General features: G+C 61.5%; 16 protein-coding genes. 10 read left to right on the forward strand and 6 right to left on the reverse strand.

Annotation, left to right across the window (positions count from 1 at the left end; genetic code table 11):
- From RMO57_RS09700 to scpA, 5 genes are all read right to left on the reverse strand, one after another.
- A partial coding sequence (locus tag RMO57_RS09700; protein ID WP_310386097.1) for an acetyl-CoA carboxylase biotin carboxylase subunit occupies positions 1-1,276 on the reverse strand: 1,276 nt, incomplete at its 3' end.
- A gap of 137 nt (positions 1,277-1,413) precedes the next feature.
- Positions 1,414-1,839, reverse strand: a complete 426-nt coding sequence (locus RMO57_RS09705) for a hypothetical protein (RefSeq protein WP_310386099.1) — start codon at positions 1,837-1,839, stop codon at positions 1,414-1,416.
- Between the two features lie 26 nt (positions 1,840-1,865).
- Positions 1,866-3,398 carry an acyl-CoA carboxylase subunit beta gene (locus RMO57_RS09710; protein ID WP_310386100.1) on the reverse strand — a complete coding sequence of 511 codons (1,533 nt, stop codon included), beginning with the start codon at positions 3,396-3,398 and terminating at the stop codon, positions 1,866-1,868.
- Between the two features lie 81 nt (positions 3,399-3,479).
- The gene (gene meaB, locus RMO57_RS09715) at positions 3,480-4,466 is read right to left on the reverse strand and encodes a methylmalonyl Co-A mutase-associated GTPase MeaB (protein WP_310386102.1); all 987 of its coding nucleotides are present in this window, start codon (positions 4,464-4,466) and stop codon (positions 3,480-3,482) included.
- Positions 4,463-6,631: a methylmalonyl-CoA mutase gene (gene scpA / locus RMO57_RS09720; protein WP_310386105.1), complete on the reverse strand. Its 2,169-nt coding sequence runs from the start codon at positions 6,629-6,631 to the stop codon at positions 4,463-4,465. The genes meaB and scpA overlap by 4 nt, the downstream gene beginning before the upstream one ends.
- 97 nt (positions 6,632-6,728) lie before the next feature.
- Here scpA and RMO57_RS09725 point away from each other — a divergent pair, with 97 nt between their 5' ends.
- The 4 genes from RMO57_RS09725 to RMO57_RS09740 are packed head-to-tail and all read left to right on the forward strand — an operon-like array spanning position 6,729 to position 8,621.
- Positions 6,729-7,391, forward strand: coding sequence for a GntR family transcriptional regulator (locus tag RMO57_RS09725; RefSeq protein ID WP_310386106.1), 663 nt, complete (start codon positions 6,729-6,731; stop codon positions 7,389-7,391).
- Positions 7,392-7,428: 37 nt separating this feature from the next.
- Positions 7,429-8,073: an endonuclease III gene (nth, locus tag RMO57_RS09730; RefSeq protein ID WP_310386107.1), complete on the forward strand. Its 645-nt coding sequence runs from the start codon at positions 7,429-7,431 to the stop codon at positions 8,071-8,073.
- A 15-nt stretch (positions 8,074-8,088) separates the two neighbouring features.
- The gene (locus RMO57_RS09735) at positions 8,089-8,307 is read left to right on the forward strand and encodes a DUF904 domain-containing protein (protein WP_310386110.1); all 219 of its coding nucleotides are present in this window, start codon (positions 8,089-8,091) and stop codon (positions 8,305-8,307) included.
- A complete protein-coding gene (locus RMO57_RS09740) occupies positions 8,304-8,621 on the forward strand; it encodes a cell division protein ZapA (RefSeq protein ID WP_310386112.1) in 318 nt (105 codons plus the stop codon). The genes RMO57_RS09735 and RMO57_RS09740 overlap by 4 nt, the downstream gene beginning before the upstream one ends.
- A gap of 286 nt (positions 8,622-8,907) precedes the next feature.
- Here the strand turns inward: RMO57_RS09740 and RMO57_RS09745 are convergent, their stop codons facing one another.
- Complete coding sequence (locus tag RMO57_RS09745) at positions 8,908-9,930, reverse strand: GGDEF domain-containing protein (protein WP_310386114.1); 1,023 nt, start codon at positions 9,928-9,930, stop codon at positions 8,908-8,910.
- A 342-nt stretch (positions 9,931-10,272) separates the two neighbouring features.
- On the opposite strand from RMO57_RS09745, the gene RMO57_RS09750 reads away from it, so the two are divergent.
- From RMO57_RS09750 to RMO57_RS09775, 6 genes are all read left to right on the forward strand, one after another.
- Complete coding sequence (locus RMO57_RS09750; protein ID WP_310386116.1) at positions 10,273-11,505, forward strand: NAD(P)/FAD-dependent oxidoreductase; 1,233 nt, start codon at positions 10,273-10,275, stop codon at positions 11,503-11,505.
- A 186-nt stretch (positions 11,506-11,691) separates the two neighbouring features.
- Positions 11,692-11,904, forward strand: a complete 213-nt coding sequence (gene rpsU / locus RMO57_RS09755) for a 30S ribosomal protein S21 (RefSeq protein WP_105262375.1) — start codon at positions 11,692-11,694, stop codon at positions 11,902-11,904.
- 198 nt (positions 11,905-12,102) lie between these two features.
- Positions 12,103-12,549 (forward strand): GatB/YqeY domain-containing protein, encoded by a 447-nt coding sequence (locus tag RMO57_RS09760; protein WP_310386118.1) that lies wholly within the window; start codon positions 12,103-12,105, stop codon positions 12,547-12,549.
- 8 nt (positions 12,550-12,557) lie between these two features.
- Positions 12,558-12,899: a TIGR01244 family sulfur transferase gene (locus tag RMO57_RS09765; protein WP_310386120.1), complete on the forward strand. Its 342-nt coding sequence runs from the start codon at positions 12,558-12,560 to the stop codon at positions 12,897-12,899.
- Positions 12,900-13,058: 159 nt separating this feature from the next.
- Positions 13,059-13,652 carry a TRAP transporter small permease subunit gene (locus tag RMO57_RS09770; RefSeq protein ID WP_310386122.1) on the forward strand — a complete coding sequence of 198 codons (594 nt, stop codon included), beginning with the start codon at positions 13,059-13,061 and terminating at the stop codon, positions 13,650-13,652.
- 12 nt (positions 13,653-13,664) lie between these two features.
- The coding region (locus RMO57_RS09775; protein WP_310386124.1) for a TRAP transporter large permease at positions 13,665-14,894 on the forward strand (1,230 nt) is incomplete at its 3' end.

Below are 14,894 nucleotides of genomic sequence, written 5' to 3' on the forward strand. Positions count from 1 at the left end.
TGCTGATGCCGCGGATCACAAAGGAATTGAGCGCCTCGCGCATTTTGGCAATCGCATCGAGACGGTCCTTTCCGTGCACGATAAGCTTGGCAATCATCGAGTCGTAAAACATCGGGATCTCGCCGCCCTCGACCACGCCGGTGTCGACGCGCACGCCGTAACGAGCAGGATCAGCGGACTCCATCGATGTCAGGGGTGGCTGGTATTTAACGAGTCGGCCGGTCGACGGCAGAAAGTTGCGGAACGGGTCCTCGGCATTGATGCGGCATTCGATCGCCCAGCCCTCGCGCTTCAGGTCGGCCTGCGAGAAGGCCAGCGCTTCGCCGGCGGCAACGCGGATCATCTGCTCCACCAGATCCAGCCCGGTGATGCATTCGGTCACCGGATGCTCGACCTGCAGCCGCGTGTTCATCTCCAAGAAGTAGAAACTCTGGTCCTTGCCGACGACGAACTCGACCGTGCCCGCGCTTTGGTAGTTGACCGCCTTGGCCAAGGCGACCGCCTGCCCGCCCATCGCCTTGCGCGTTGCCTCGGAGATGAACGGCGACGGCGCTTCTTCAATCACCTTCTGATGGCGGCGCTGGATCGAGCATTCACGCTCCCACAGATAGAGCACCTGGCCTTGGCTGTCGCCGAGGATCTGGATCTCGATATGGCGCGGCTCCTCGACGAATTTCTCCATGAAGACGCGGTCGTCGCCGAAGCTGTTGCGCGCCTCGTTGCGGCAGCTGGTGAAGCCCTCGAAGCAGTCCTTGTCGTTGAAGGCGACCCGCAGGCCCTTGCCACCGCCGCCGGCGCTGGCCTTGATCATGACCGGATAGCCGATGCCGGCCGCAATCAGGACCGCTTCCTCGGCCGACAAAATCGGCTCGTTGTGGCCGGGGATGGTGTTGACCTTTGCAGCGTTCGCCAGCTTCTTGGACGCGATTTTGTCGCCCATCGCCGCGATCGAATGCGCTTTGGGGCCGATGAAGGCGATGCCCGCTTCTTCGACTCGGCGGGCAAAGTCCTCGTTCTCGCTTAAGAAGCCATAGCCGGGGTGAATCGCTTGCGCGCCGGTCTGCAGCGCGGCGGCAATGATCTTGTCTGCCACCAGATAGGACTCGCGACTGGGCGCGGCCCCAAGTAGCACGGCCTCATCGGCCAGCTCGACATGGAGCGCGTCCTTGTCGGCCTCGGAATAAACGGCCACCGTCTTGATGCCCATCTTGCGGGCCGTCTTGATGACCCGGCAAGCGATTTCCCCGCGGTTGGCAATCAGGATTTTCTTAAACATGATTCGTCTCCGCAGGGAACTCGCCTGCACGCGCTACGCGCGTCAAGCAATTTGTCGCTGGCGCGACCGCGCCGTTGGCGCGAGCACCGCGATTGGCAATAAGTATCTTTGTAAACATGCTTGATCCCCAATCAATTCTAAAAACGTAGCCGCCCAGCCAAGCAACGGTCGGTCCAATCCTTGACCCGCTCGGCCATCCAGGCTGGCCCCTGGGTCTTGGCCGGGCCGCGCCCCTGGTAGGCAAAGGCCAACATGGCTGCAACCCGGCCGTCCTCATGCGCGTCTTCACGTTTCAAGTCGGCCAATGCGTCCGAGCGTGACGTGCCATCCACACGGAACAACAAGATCACCGGCAGGCTGAACAAGTCGGCCTCACAGGCTTCGATGCGTGGCGCACTGCTTGGCCCATAGCGAAGCAGCGCGCAGCGCTCAAACGCGGCCTTGGCGGCTTGCTTGCCCTTGGCATCGGCGGCGTCTTGGTCCTCCTGCTCGCTGGCCCTGCCCTGCTCCCCGGCCAGCTCATGCTCGGCCGCGCAAGCTAGCGCAATGGCAGGCATGGACATCAAGAGCGCAGACAAGGCAAGCGCCTTCACAAAGGAATATTGCCGTGCTTGCGCCACGGGTTCTCCAACTTCTTGTCCTTGAGCATCACCAGCGAGCGGCAGATGCGTTTGCGGGTTTCATGCGGCTGAATCACGTCGTCGATGAAGCCACGCGCACCCGCCACAAACGGGTTGGCGAAGCGGGCCTTGTACTCGGCCTCTTTGGCCGCCAACTTCTCCGGGTCGCCCTTGTCCTCGCGGAAGATGATCTCGACCGCACCCTTGGCCCCCATCACCGCGATTTCGGCGTTAGGCCAGGCGAAGTTCACGTCGCCGCGCAGATGCTTGGAGCTCATCACGTCATAGGCGCCGCCGTAGGCCTTGCGCGTGATCACCGTGACCTTGGGCACCGTGCATTCGGCATAGGCATAGAGCAGCTTGGCGCCATGCTTGATGATGCCGCCGTATTCTTGGGCTGTGCCGGGCATGAAGCCGGGCACGTCAACGAAGGTGATCACCGGGATACTGAAGGCATCGCAAAAGCGCACAAAACGCGCCGCCTTGATGGAGCTCTTGATGTCCAAGCAGCCGGCCAGCACCAGCGGCTGATTGGCGACGATGCCGACCGTTTGGCCTTCCATGCGGGCGAAGCCGGTCAGGATGTTCTTGGCGTACTCGGGCTGCAGCTCGAAGAAGTCGCCGTCGTCGACCACCTTGAGGATCAGCTCCTTCATGTCGTAGGGCTTGTTGGCGTTGTCGGGCACCAGCGTGTCGAGCGAATGATCGAGCCGGTTGCCGGGGTCGCCGCTGGGCCGAGCTGGCGCCTTTTCGCGGTTGTTCAAGGGCAGGTAGTTGAAGAAGCGCCGCAGCATCAGGATCGCCTCGACATCATTCTCGAAGGCCAGATCGGCGACCCCGCTTTTTGAGGTGTGCGTGCCGGCACCGCCGAGTTGCTCTGCCGTCACCTCCTCATGCGTGACCGTCTTCACCACCTCGGGCCCGGTGACGAACATATAGCTCGAATCCTTCACCATGAAGATGAAATCGGTCATCGCCGGCGAGTAGACCGCGCCGCCTGCGCAAGGCCCCATGATCATGCTGATCTGCGGGATCACGCCGCTGGCCAGCACATTCTTCTGGAACACATCGGCATAACCGCCCAGCGAGGCCACGCCTTCCTGGATGCGCGCGCCGCCCGAGTCGTTCAGTCCGATGACGGGTGCGCCGACCTTCATCGCCTGGTCCATCACCTTGCAGATCTTCTCCGCATGACTCTCGGAGAGCGCGCCGCCGAAGACGGTGAAGTCCTGGCTGAAACTGAAGGCCAGGCGGCCGTTGATCATGCCGTAGCCCGTGACCACACCGTCACCGGGAATCTTGTTGTCTTGCATGCCGAAGTCCACGCAGCGATGCTCGACGAACATATCCCATTCCTCGAAGGTGCCCTCGTCGAACAGCAACTCCAACCGCTCGCGGGCGGTCAGCTTGCCCTTGGCATGTTGAGCGGCAATGCGTTTCTCGCCGCCGCCGAGGCGGGCCTGGGCGCGTTTTTCTTCCAGCCGTTGTTGGATGTCATGCATGGTCTATGTCCTTTCGCTGGGCCGCCCCAAGAAAGGACGGCGCCCCCTCGGGGGGCAGCCCATTCAATGGGCGTGGGGGTTTCAAATTTCTTCTCCAGAAAATCGATTCAAAAGCTGGCGGGCAGCCGTCGATGCGGCCAATCGGCCTTGCAAAACCTCGGTCGTGATCTCGGGCAAAAGCTCGCGCACAGCCGGCGCCTCGGCGAACTGCTGGCGCAGGCCGCTGTGGATGCGTTCCCACATCCAGTCCAAGGCCTGGGCCTGGCGCTTGGCCTGCGTGCCGCCTCGGCCGTTCTGCTCGCTGCGATACAACTCCACCGCAGCCCAAAACTCAGCCAGCCCCGCGGCCTTCAAGGCGCTAACTTGTAACACGCGCGGATGGCTGGCGGATTGACCCGAGCGGCCATAGTGGCGCAGGCTGGAGCCGATCTGCGCCTGCGCGCGGGTGGCGGCAGCCCAATCCAGATCGGCCTTGTTGATGACGACCAGATCGGCCAGCTCCATCACGCCTTTTTTGATCGCCTGCAAATCGTCGCCGGCATTGGGCAGCTGCATCAGCACGTACATGTCCGTCATGCCGGCCACCGCCGTCTCGCTCTGGCCGACGCCGACCGTTTCAACAATGACGATATCAAAGCCTGCCGCCTCGCAGACCAGCATCGCCTCGCGGGTCTTGTCGGCCACGCCGCCCAGCGTGCCGCTGCTGGGGCTGGGGCGGATGTAGGCCCGCTCGTTCATCGACAGTCGCTCCATGCGGGTCTTGTCGCCGAGGATGGCGCCACCCGACAGGCTGCTGGAGGGGTCGACCGCCAGCACCGCGACACGCTGGCCGCGGGCGATCAGGAACATGCCCAGCGCTTCGATGAAAGTGCTCTTGCCCACGCCGGGCACGCCGGAGATGCCGAGCCGAAAGGCCTTGCCGGTGCGCGGCAGCAGCTCGGTCAAGAGCGCATCGGCTTGCACGCGATGGTCAGGCCGCGTGGACTCAAGCAGCGTGATGGCCTTGGCGATCGCTCGGCGTTGGGCCGCGCCGGGCGCGCCGATCAGCGTCTCGGCAAGCAGCATCATTGGACGACAAGCGCCTTGCGGATCTGCTCCAGCACGTCCTTCGCGCTGGCCGGGATCGGCGTGCCGGGACCGTAAATGCCCTTGACGCCGGCGGCGTAGAGCATGTCGTAGTCCTGCGCCGGAATGACGCCGCCGACAAACACGATGATGTCGTCGGCGCCCTGCTCTTTGAGCGACGCAATGATGGCCGGCACCAGGGTCTTGTGTCCTGCGGCCAGGGTCGAGATGCCGACCGCATGCACATCGTTCTCGATCGCCTGGCGGGCGCATTCCTCAGGCGTCTGGAACAAGGGGCCGATGTCGACGTCGAAACCCAGATCGGCATAGGCGGTGGCTACCACCTTGGCGCCACGGTCATGGCCGTCTTGGCCTAGTTTGGCGACCATCACGCGTGGCCGACGGCCCTGCGCCACCGCAAAGGCGGCGATCTCTTCTTGCAACTTGGCCCAGCCCTCGGCCGAGTCGTAGGCGGCCGCATAGACGCCGCTGACCTTTTGCGTGTCGGCGCGGTGGCGGCCATAGACCAGTTCCAGTGCGTCGCTGATCTCGCCCACGGTGGCGCGCAAGCGCATCGCCTTGATGCTGAGGTCAAGCAGATTGCCTTGGCCCGATGTGGCGGCCTCGGTCAGCGCCTGCAAAGCGGCCTGCACGGCGGCGCTGTCGCGGCTCGCCTTGATGGCGCGCAGCCGCTCAATTTGACCGTCACGCACACGCACATTGTCGACGTCCAGAATCTCAATCGGGTCTTCCTTGGCCAGCTTGTACTTGTTGACGCCAACGATGACATCGCGCCCAGAGTCGATGGCCGCCTGCTTCTGGGCCGCGCTGGCCTCGATCTTGAGCTTGGCCCAGCCCGAATCCACCGCCTTGACCATGCCGCCCATCGCCTCGACCTCTTCGATGATGGACCAGGCCTTGTCGGCCATGTCTTGCGTCAGCGACTCCATCATGTAGCTACCGGCCCAGGGGTCGATCACGCTGGTGATATGGGTTTCTTCTTGAATGATCAGCTGGGTGTTGCGGGCAATGCGCGACGAGAACTCGGTCGGCAGCGCGATCGCCTCGTCCAGCGAGTTGGTGTGCAGCGACTGCGTGCCGCCGAACACCGCCGCCATCGCCTCGATCGTGGTTCTAACGACGTTGTTGTACGGGTCTTGCTCGGTCAGGCTCCAGCCCGAGGTCTGGCTGTGCGTGCGCAGCATCAGGCTCTTGGGATTCTTGGCCTCGAAGCCCTTCATGATCCGGCACCAAAGCAGGCGCGCCGCCCGCATCTTGGCGATCTCCAGATAGAAATTCATGCCCACGGCCCAGAAGAAGCTTAGGCGCGGTGCGAAGTCGTCGACGCTCAAGCCCTTGGCCAAGGCCGTCTTCACATATTCCTTGCCGTCGGCCAGGGTGAAGGCCAACTCCAGCGCCTGGTTCGCGCCGGCTTCTTGCATGTGGTAGCCGCTGATGCTGATCGAGTTGAACTTGGGGCAGTTCTGTGCCGTGTATTCGATGATGTCGCCGATGATGCGCATCGACGGCTCGGGCGGGTAGATGTACGTATTGCGGACCATGAACTCCTTGAGGATGTCGTTCTGTATGGTTCCGCTCAATTTGTCTTGCGAGACGCCCTGCTCCTCGGCCGCCACCACATAGCCAGCCAGCACCGGCAGCACCGCGCCGTTCATCGTCATCGAGACCGAGACCTTGTCGAGCGGGATCTGGTTGAAGAGGATCTTCATGTCCTCGACCGAGTCGATCGCCACGCCCGCCTTGCCGACATCGCCGGTGACGCGCGGGTGGTCACTGTCGTAACCGCGATGCGTCGCCAGATCAAACGCCACCGACACGCCCTGCCCGCCGGCGGCCAAGGCCTTGCGGTAGAAGGCATTGCTTTCCTCGGCGGTCGAGAAGCCGGCGTACTGGCGGATGGTCCAGGGCCGCACCGCGTACATGGTCGCTTGCGGCCCGCGCAGATAGGGCTCGAAACCAGGCAAGGTGTTGGCATGCGGCAGGTTTGCAGTGTCTGCCGCCGTGTACAGCGGCTTGACGACGAGACCTTCGGGTGTGTGCCAGTTCAGCGCTGCCAGATCGCCACCGGGGGCGGAGTTGGCGGCGGCGCGGGCCCAGTCGGCCAGCGAGGCCGATGGGAATTCATTTTCGTTTGACGCTTCAGACATCGAGGACTCCTGCTGACGCGGCATGATAGCGCGCCCATCATTCATAATGATAAATTCAAAATTGACGCTACACTGACGCCGCTCAACGCACAAATCCATGAATACCCGGCTCTCGCTCGCCCCACGTGCCCTTTACCAAGAGGTGGCGGAGCGCTTGCGTCAGCAAATCTTTGGCCGCGAGTTGGAGCCCGGCGCCTGGATCGACGAGCTCAAGCTCTGCGCCGAGTTGGGCATCAGCCGCACGCCGCTGCGCGAGGCGCTGAAGGTCTTGGCCGCCGAAGGTCTGGTCACGATGAAGGTGCGGCGCGGTGCCTATGTGACCGAAATGAGCGAGCGCGATGTGCGCGAGGCCTATCAGTTGCTGGCGCTGCTGGAAAGCGATGCGGCAGCACGGGTGGCGGCCGTTGCCGCGGATGCCGAATTGGCCGAGTTGCAACTGCTGCATGATCAATTGGAGCATCAAGTCAAGGAACGTGACGCTTTCTTCGCCGCCAATGAGCGCTTTCATCTGCGCTTGCTGGAGATTGAGGGCAACCGCTGGCGCCAACAAATCGTCACCGATCTGCGCCGCGTGATGAAGCTCAACCGCCACCATTCGCTGTTCAAGCAAGGGCGGCTGGATGAATCTCTGGCGGAGCACCGAGCCCTGATAGCGGCGATCACGCAGCGCCAAGGCGGTGATGCCGCTCGCTTGATGCGCGCGCATTTTGACAACGGTTTGGCGGCGGCCGCCAACAGCGCCGCACCGGCATCCGCCTGAGCGCCGAGGCTCTTGTCCGCGCGAGGACAATGCCGCCATGAACGCTGAACAAATCCAGATCTTTTTTCAAACCCTGCAGGCGGCCAACCCGTCACCGCAAACCGAGTTGGCCTATGCCAGCGTGTTTGAGTTGCTGGCGGCGGTCCTGCTGTCGGCGCAGGCCACCGATGTGGGCGTCAACAAGGCCACGGCCCGATTGTTCCCGGTGGCGAACACGCCGCATAAAATCCTGGCTTTGGGTGAAGCAGGCCTGTGTGAGTACATCCGCACGATAGGTTTGTATCGCAGCAAGGCCAAACACCTGATGGCGACCTGCCGCATCCTGGTCGACCAGCATCAGGGCAAGGTCCCCAACACCCGCGAAGCGCTGGAGGCCTTGCCCGGTGTGGGCCGCAAAACCGCCAATGTGGTGCTGAATGTGGCGTTCGGTCAGCCGACGATGGCGGTCGACACCCACCTGTTCCGGCTCGGCAATCGCACCGGCTTGGCCCCGGGCAAGACACCACTGGCCGTCGAGTTAGGTTTGCTGAAACGCATTCCGGCGCCATTCATGGTGGACGCACATCACTGGTTGATCCTGCATGGCCGCTATATTTGCAAAGCACGCCAGCCGCTGTGCGGCAGTTGCGCCGTTGCGGCTCAATGCGATACGGGACGCCGCCTACAATTGCCGACTGCCTAGCCGCCGCCGGATGCCATGCCAAGCCTCAATGATCTGATCGACCGTGTCGAGCGAATATTGATTCGCCACGACGAATTGAAACGAACCAACGCCCTGCTGCAAGAGCAGATGCAAACCCTCAGCCACGAGCGCGACAGCCTGCGCTCGCGCTTGAACGCCGCCCGCGCCCGCATCGATGTCTTGCTCGAGCGACTGCCGGTGGACAGCAGCGACTCCGGAAAGAAGCCCCAATGAAGCAAATGGAAGTAACCATCATGGGCCAGAGCTACCTGCTCGGCTGCCCGGAGGGCGGTGAGGCCGCGTTGACCAGGGCGGTGTCGCAGGTCGATCGAGAGATGACGGCAATTCGCGATTCGGGCCGGGTCAAGGCACGCGAGCGCATCGCTGTGCTGGCCGCCTTGAATCTGGCTTACCAGTTGGCAGAGGGCGGCGCAGCGGCAAAGGAGCCCAACAAAGCTCGGCCAGTTGGCGCTGACAACCTACCCGACCTGGAGGGCCTGATTCGCCGGCTCGACGAAGCCCTTGAACAGGACGGCAAATTGCTCTGAGTTCACCAAACTGTCAGCATGCAGGCCGTAGAATCCAATCCGTCCACCGCATTCGCGTGAGCTTTATATTTCCTTGAACCAATGCTCTATGAGCAAGGGCTTGGAACATCGCCCAGCAAGCGTGATCGTCTCGCGTCAGATGAACCCAATGTTTGGCTGACCTCGCCCACCTGAACCCCTGGTTCAGGAATGCGGCTCACGGTTCGCGGTGGACACCTTCTTCGCCTCGCTTGCCCGCACGGCTTGGCCAGCGAATTTGCAAACTCCGGCTTGCAGCTCGCTTCGATCAACTGACGAAGGGGATGGCCGCCAACACGACTTGATTGCCGCCACGGCGCTGCGCCTCTTGAACCGCCGCCTCACTGGCCGCCAGCAATTCCTCTTGTTTGGAGGCGGTGTGCGGAAAGCTGCAGACGCCCATAGAGATGGACAAGCCCATATCCAGCCCGTTCAGCACAACAATTTGTGCCGTGCACTGGCGCCGCAACTGCTCCATGCGGGCATGCGCGGTGGCCAGCCCGACCCCGGACAAGAGCACCGCAAACCTATCTTCGGCGATGCGGCAGGCTGCGTCCATCGAGCGCGTATTGGCGCGCAACATACGGCCCATACCTTCCAGCAAGCGCTGATTGGCCTCCTCACCCATGGCCTGAGCTGCCTCCGGCACGGGATCCAGGGCAATCACGACGAGCGCGAACTCGCGGTGTTCACGGGTCGAGAGGTCGATTTCGCGCAGCAGTTGGTCGTCAAACTGAGCGCGCAAATAAAGCCCCGACAAATCATCCCGGCCGCTGCCTAACTGCAATTCCCGCCGAATCTGTTCGATGGTTTTTTGCTGCTGCTCGATTTGCTGCAACGCTCGCTGCAGGTGCGACTCGCGGTGGCGCTCTTCGGTACGTTCACGCCACACCGACAATATGTGTTCGGCACCCAATGGTGCGCGGGTGACGGTGAACTCACGTCTGCGCCCGGCCAACTCCAGCCTGTGTTCGCTGACGACAAGGGTGCGTTGAGCCATCACCGACTGCTCCACGCGGCGCATGCCTATCACCTCATCTGCGCGCATCAAGTCGTTGTCAAGGCTGCCCGAGACCGCGCCTTTGCCAAAGACATAATCCAAAGCTGGGCTGGCAAAAACATAACGCCCCGTCGCCAAAGATTTGACCGCGACGAAGGAATCAAGCGGCTCAATCAGGCTCAGCAACACCGGCCCCAACTCCATCAGCAAATCTCCCTGCTGACTCAGCCAATGCGCAAAACCACCCGATTTGGGTCGAGGATCTTCGTGGTTATCGGAAGAAGTGTCCATGAACTCTCAGTCAAACATAAATCAAATGCAGCCCAAACTTCGAAACCTGGACGCCTATCGGGAAATATAGTGGGCATGCGCGTGCAGCAGCAAGTGGCGGGCGCCGAGAATCAGATCACTCCCCCTAGATTGCCTTAGTAAGGGGCAAACCAGTGCGCCAACATGGACACCGCACCCCGGCTGGATTATCTATTCCAAATCTATCGGCGCCGTCTATGCAGACGGCTTTTCAACGCCCTTGTTTGCCTGCGGCTCGCCGCTCATCGAAATTCGAGCACGCACTCCTGCGGGACAATCAAGCCGATGGTGCCAATTGGGTGCCGCTCAAACAAATAAAGCTACATGCAAATCTTTGACTTGGTCGTGATCGGCGCGGGCGCCGCCGGACTTTTTTGCGCAGGGCTGGCCGGTCAGCGGGGCCAGCGCGTGCTGCTGATTGACCACTCCGAACGGCTGGCCGAAAAGATTCGCATCTCAGGTGGCGGGCGCTGCAATTTCACCAACAAAGACGTCAGCCCGGCCAATTTTCTGTCCGAGAATCCGGCCTTTTGCCGCTCCGCCCTGGCCCGCTACAGCAGCCAAGACTTCATCGCCCTGGTCCAAAAGCACGGCATTCGCTTCCACGAGAAGCACAAGGGTCAGCTGTTTTGTGATGACTCCAGCGAGCAGATCATTCAAATGCTGCTCAAAGAATGCGATGCCGGCGGCGTGCAGCGCTGGCAGCCCTGCACGGTGGTGGAGGTGCAAGCAACAACCGACGGCGCCACAGAAAGTCGGGGCTTTACGCTGGAGACATCGCATGGCCCGGTGCAAACCCAAGCCCTCGTGGTGGCAACCGGCGGGCTCTCCATCCCCAAGATCGGCGCCTCCGACTGGGGGCTGCGCCTGGCCAAGCGCTTGGGCCACAACATCATCGAGCCGCGCGCCGCCCTGGTGCCGCTGACCTTTGATGCCACTGACTGGGCGCCGTTTTCGGCGCTCTCCGGGCTGTCCCTGCCCGTGGTCGTCAGCACCGGCAAAGGCAAGGCACGCGGCAGCTTTTTGGAGGATTTGCTGTTCACGCACCGCGGCTTGAGCGGGCCGGCCATTTTGCAAATATCCAGCTTTTGGTCCGAGGGCGAAAGTCTGCAAATTGACCTGGCACCCGTCCTGGACCTGCTGCCCACGCTGCTGGCGGCCAAGAACGACTCACGCCGCCAACTTGGCAATGAGTTGGCGAGCCTGTTTCCTCAGCGCTTGGCGCAGGCCTGGCTTGAACGCCTGGGCTTGAGTGGCGGGCGAACCATGCCGGAATGCAAGGACCGCGATCTGCAAAATCTCGCAACTCAATTGCAAGGCTGGCAACTGACACCCAATGGCAGCGAAGGTTGGCGCAAGGCCGAGGTGATGCGCGGCGGCATCGACACGCGCGAGCTGAACTCGCAAAACATGCAGAGCAAGCGCGTGCCCGGCCTGTATTTCATCGGCGAAGTTGTCGACGTTACCGGCTGGCTGGGCGGCTACAACTTCCAATGGGCCTGGGCCAGCGCAGCGGCTTGCGCCAGATCATTGGGCGGAAATACTTCAAGTACTTGAAATTCAGGCTACAATCGCTGTCTTTGCTGGCAAACCCTGCGCGTCGATTCGCAACTTATTTGAAGCGGATTCCGGATAAGCCGTTTCAGACACTGAGTTCAAAGCTGCTGACTGCAAAACGCAGACTAGCAGCATGAACGACGTGTGTGACGAACACCGAGCGCATATTGAAGGAACTACCTTTTCATGACCACGATTCGCGTCAAAGAGAACGAGCCATTTGATGTGGCTCTGCGCCGTTTTAAGCGCACTATTGAGAAACTCGGCTTGCTGACTGACCTCCGCGCCCGCGAGTTTTACGAGAAGCCAACGGCTGAGCGCAAGCGCAAGAAGGCTGCGGCCGTCAAGCGCAACTACAAGCGCATTCGCAGCATGCAGCTGCCCAAGAAGCTGTTCTGATCGTCAAGTAGAGATCAGACGCTTTGCGCGGGCTACCAAGCCCTCGCGATAGTTAAACCAAAAATTTAGCTGTCTCGATAGAGCGCCTAGAAAAAGCCCGCACAGGACGCTGTAGCGGGCTTTTTCTTTTTCCCGCCACAATCAGTGCAGCCTTTGCGCCCATCAATTTCTCGCACCACCTAGCCCCAAGGATTCACCATGAGCCTGAAAGACCGCATTACCGAAGACATGAAGAACGCGATGCGCGCCAAGGAAGCCGACAAACTGACCACCATCCGTGGCTTGCTCGCTGCCATCAAGCAAAGGGAAGTCGATGAGCGGGTGGTCGTCGATGACGTGGGCGTGGTCGCCATCGTCGACAAGTTGATCAAGCAGCGCAAGGACTCGATCACCCAGTTCACGGCCGGTGGCCGGCAGGATCTGGCGGACAAAGAGGCGATTGAATTGAAGCTCTTGGAGGTCTACCTGCCCCAGCGCATGGATGCCGCCGAGGTCAAGGCAGCCGTCGACGCCATCGTTGCGGAAGTCGGCGCCAAGAGCGCGGCCGATATGGGTCGCGTGATGGCCGCCGTTAAGACCCAGCTGGGCGGCAAGGCCGATATGGCCCTGGTGTCGGCGGCCGTCAAGCAAGCGCTGAGCCACTGAGGTCGGTTATGAATTTGCCGATCCAGACCATCACGGCCGATTTCTGCGTGGCGCCGCAGCTGGAGCCCGCTGCGATGGTGACCGCCGCGGCGGCCGGCTTTCGCAGCATCATCAACAACCGGCCCGACTTTGAGGGCGGCGCTAGCCAACCCACCAGCACCGAGATCGAAGCCGCCGCCCTGGCCGCCGGTTTGAGCTACCGGCATCTGCCGGTGGCCGGTGGCTTCCAGTCGCCGGATGAGATCGCCCAGTTCAAGCAATTGCTGGACAGCTTGCCCAAGCCCATCCTGGCCTTCTGCCGTTCGGGCGCTCGTTCGGGTAAGTTGTTTGCTGCGGCAAACCAGCGCTGAACGCAGCAAACCAGCGCCACCACGGGAATACTCTCCTAGGACATGCCCTAGGAGACTCGCCTCATTCAGGATCAATTCAGCCCTGTTCTCATACATTGCGTCAAGCGGCGAATATGTCCGCCGCATTCGCGCATTTGTAAAAGACAACGGGAGATCACGGTGCACGCCCTACTCAAAATTTCTGGGCTGATTGACGGCATCAGTCGTTTCATCGGCCGCTGGGTCATTTGGCTGATCCTTGCCTCGACGCTGATCAGCGCCCTCAACGCCATCGTGCGCAAGGCCTTCAATTACAGCTCCAATGCCTTCCTGGAGATGCAATGGTATTTGTTCGCCGCGTCCTTCTTGCTGGCGGCCGGCTTCACGCTGCTGAACAACGAGCATGTGCGCATCGATGTGGTGGTCGGGCGCTTCTCCAAGCGGGTGCAAACCTGGATCGACGTCTTCGGCTTCGTGGTCTTCCTGATGCCGGTGTGCGCCACCATTCTCTACCTCGGCACGCCCTTCTTTTTGCAGGCCTTGCGCTCCGGTGAAATGTCGTCGAATGCCGGTGGCCTGATCCTGTGGCCGGTCTACGCCATGATTCCGATCGGTTTTGGCCTGCTGATGCTGCAGGGCTTCAGTGAATTGGTCAAACGGCTGGCATTTTTGCAAGGCCTGATCGACGACCCAACCAAGCAGCCGGTGGCCAAAACGGCCGAAGAAGAATTGGCCGAAGCGATCCGCTTGGCCGCCGAGCAAAAGAGAATCTGAGGGAGCCCGGGAATGGAATTCATTGCCCAAAATTTGGCCCCCATCATGTTCGTCGGACTGGTCGTGTTCTTGCTGATGGGTTTCCCGGTGGCCTTCAGCCTGGGTGCTTGCGGCCTGTTCTTCGGCTTCGTCGGCATCGAGCTTGATGTGCTGCCAGCCTCGCTGATGCAGGCGCTGCCGCTGCGCATCTTCGGCATCATGAAGAACGAAACCCTGCTGGCGATCCCCTTCTTCACGCTGATGGGGTTGATTCTTGAGCGTTCCGGCATGGCCGAAGATCTGCTCGACACCATCGGCCAGCTGTTCGGCCCGATCCGCGGCGGACTCGCCTTCGCGGTGATTTTTGTTGGCGCCCTGCTGGCCGCCACCACCGGCGTGGTCGCCGCCTCGGTGATCTCGATGGGCCTGATCTCGCTGCCCATCATGCTGCGCTATGGCTATGACCGACGCGTCGCCTCGGGCGTGATCGCGGCGTCCGGCACCTTGGCGCAGATCATTCCACCGTCGCTGGTCTTGATCATCCTGGCTGACCAATTGGGCAAGAGCGTCGGCGATATGTACAAGGGTGCCTTCCTGCCTGGCTTCATCCTGACCGGCCTCTACACCGCCTACATCATCGGCGTCGCCATCTTCCGCCCCAAATGGGTGCCGGCCTTGCCGCTGGAGGCGCGCGCCATCCGTGAAAGCAATGGCGCCAGCGGTTTGCGCTCGCTGGGAATTTTGACCCTGGTGTCGGTCGGCATTGCGGTCTATTTCGGCCGGCACTACGCTGACATCACCAGTTACTTCAAGGGAGAGATCGTCACCAGCGTGGCCACCGATGAAACCATCGTGGTGGCGATGTCGGTCGGCGTCGGCGTGGCCTTTTTGGCTTCGGTGCTGAACCGAGTGTTGCGCCTGAAGCTGCTGTCCAAGATGGCCGAGCAAGTGACCTTTGTGTTGATCCCGCCGCTGGCGCTGATCTTCTTGGTCTTGGGTACGATTTTCTTAGGCATTGCCACACCGACCGAGGGCGGGGCGATGGGTGCGCTGGGCGCCTTCTTGATGGCCTTGGCGCGCGGGCGCATCAGCTACAAGCTGATGACGCAGGCCCTGACCTCGACCACCAAGTTGTCTTGCTTTGTGGTCTTCATCCTGGTCGGCTCAACCATCTTCAGTCTGTCCTTTCAAGGCGTCGACGGCCCCATCTGGGTAGAGCATCTGCTGACCGGCCTGCCGGGTGGCCAGATCGGCTTCCTGATC

Origin of the sequence: Roseateles sp. (genome assembly GCF_031397715.1) — a bacterium.
GTDB lineage: Bacteria > Pseudomonadota > Gammaproteobacteria > Burkholderiales > Burkholderiaceae_C > Paucibacter_A.

Bases quoted from the DNA above. Each gene is read 5' to 3' on its own strand.
- RMO57_RS09705 (WP_310386099.1), bottom strand. From the start codon at position 1,839: ATGTCCATGCCTGCCATTGCGCTAGCTTGCGCGGCCGAGCATGAGCTG.
- RMO57_RS09710 (WP_310386100.1), bottom strand. From the start codon at position 3,398: ATGCATGACATCCAACAACGGCTGGAAGAAAAACGCGCCCAGGCCCGC.
- meaB (WP_310386102.1), bottom strand. From the start codon at position 4,466: ATGATGCTGCTTGCCGAGACGCTGATCGGCGCGCCCGGCGCGGCCCAA.
- scpA (WP_310386105.1), bottom strand. From the start codon at position 6,631: ATGTCTGAAGCGTCAAACGAAAATGAATTCCCATCGGCCTCGCTGGCC.
- RMO57_RS09725 (WP_310386106.1), top strand. From the start codon at position 6,729: ATGAATACCCGGCTCTCGCTCGCCCCACGTGCCCTTTACCAAGAGGTG.
- nth (WP_310386107.1), top strand. From the start codon at position 7,429: ATGAACGCTGAACAAATCCAGATCTTTTTTCAAACCCTGCAGGCGGCC.
- RMO57_RS09735 (WP_310386110.1), top strand. From the start codon at position 8,089: ATGCCAAGCCTCAATGATCTGATCGACCGTGTCGAGCGAATATTGATT.
- RMO57_RS09740 (WP_310386112.1), top strand. From the start codon at position 8,304: ATGAAGCAAATGGAAGTAACCATCATGGGCCAGAGCTACCTGCTCGGC.
- RMO57_RS09745 (WP_310386114.1), bottom strand. From the start codon at position 9,930: ATGGACACTTCTTCCGATAACCACGAAGATCCTCGACCCAAATCGGGT.
- RMO57_RS09750 (WP_310386116.1), top strand. From the start codon at position 10,273: ATGCAAATCTTTGACTTGGTCGTGATCGGCGCGGGCGCCGCCGGACTT.
- rpsU (WP_105262375.1), top strand. From the start codon at position 11,692: ATGACCACGATTCGCGTCAAAGAGAACGAGCCATTTGATGTGGCTCTG.
- RMO57_RS09760 (WP_310386118.1), top strand. From the start codon at position 12,103: ATGAGCCTGAAAGACCGCATTACCGAAGACATGAAGAACGCGATGCGC.
- RMO57_RS09765 (WP_310386120.1), top strand. From the start codon at position 12,558: ATGAATTTGCCGATCCAGACCATCACGGCCGATTTCTGCGTGGCGCCG.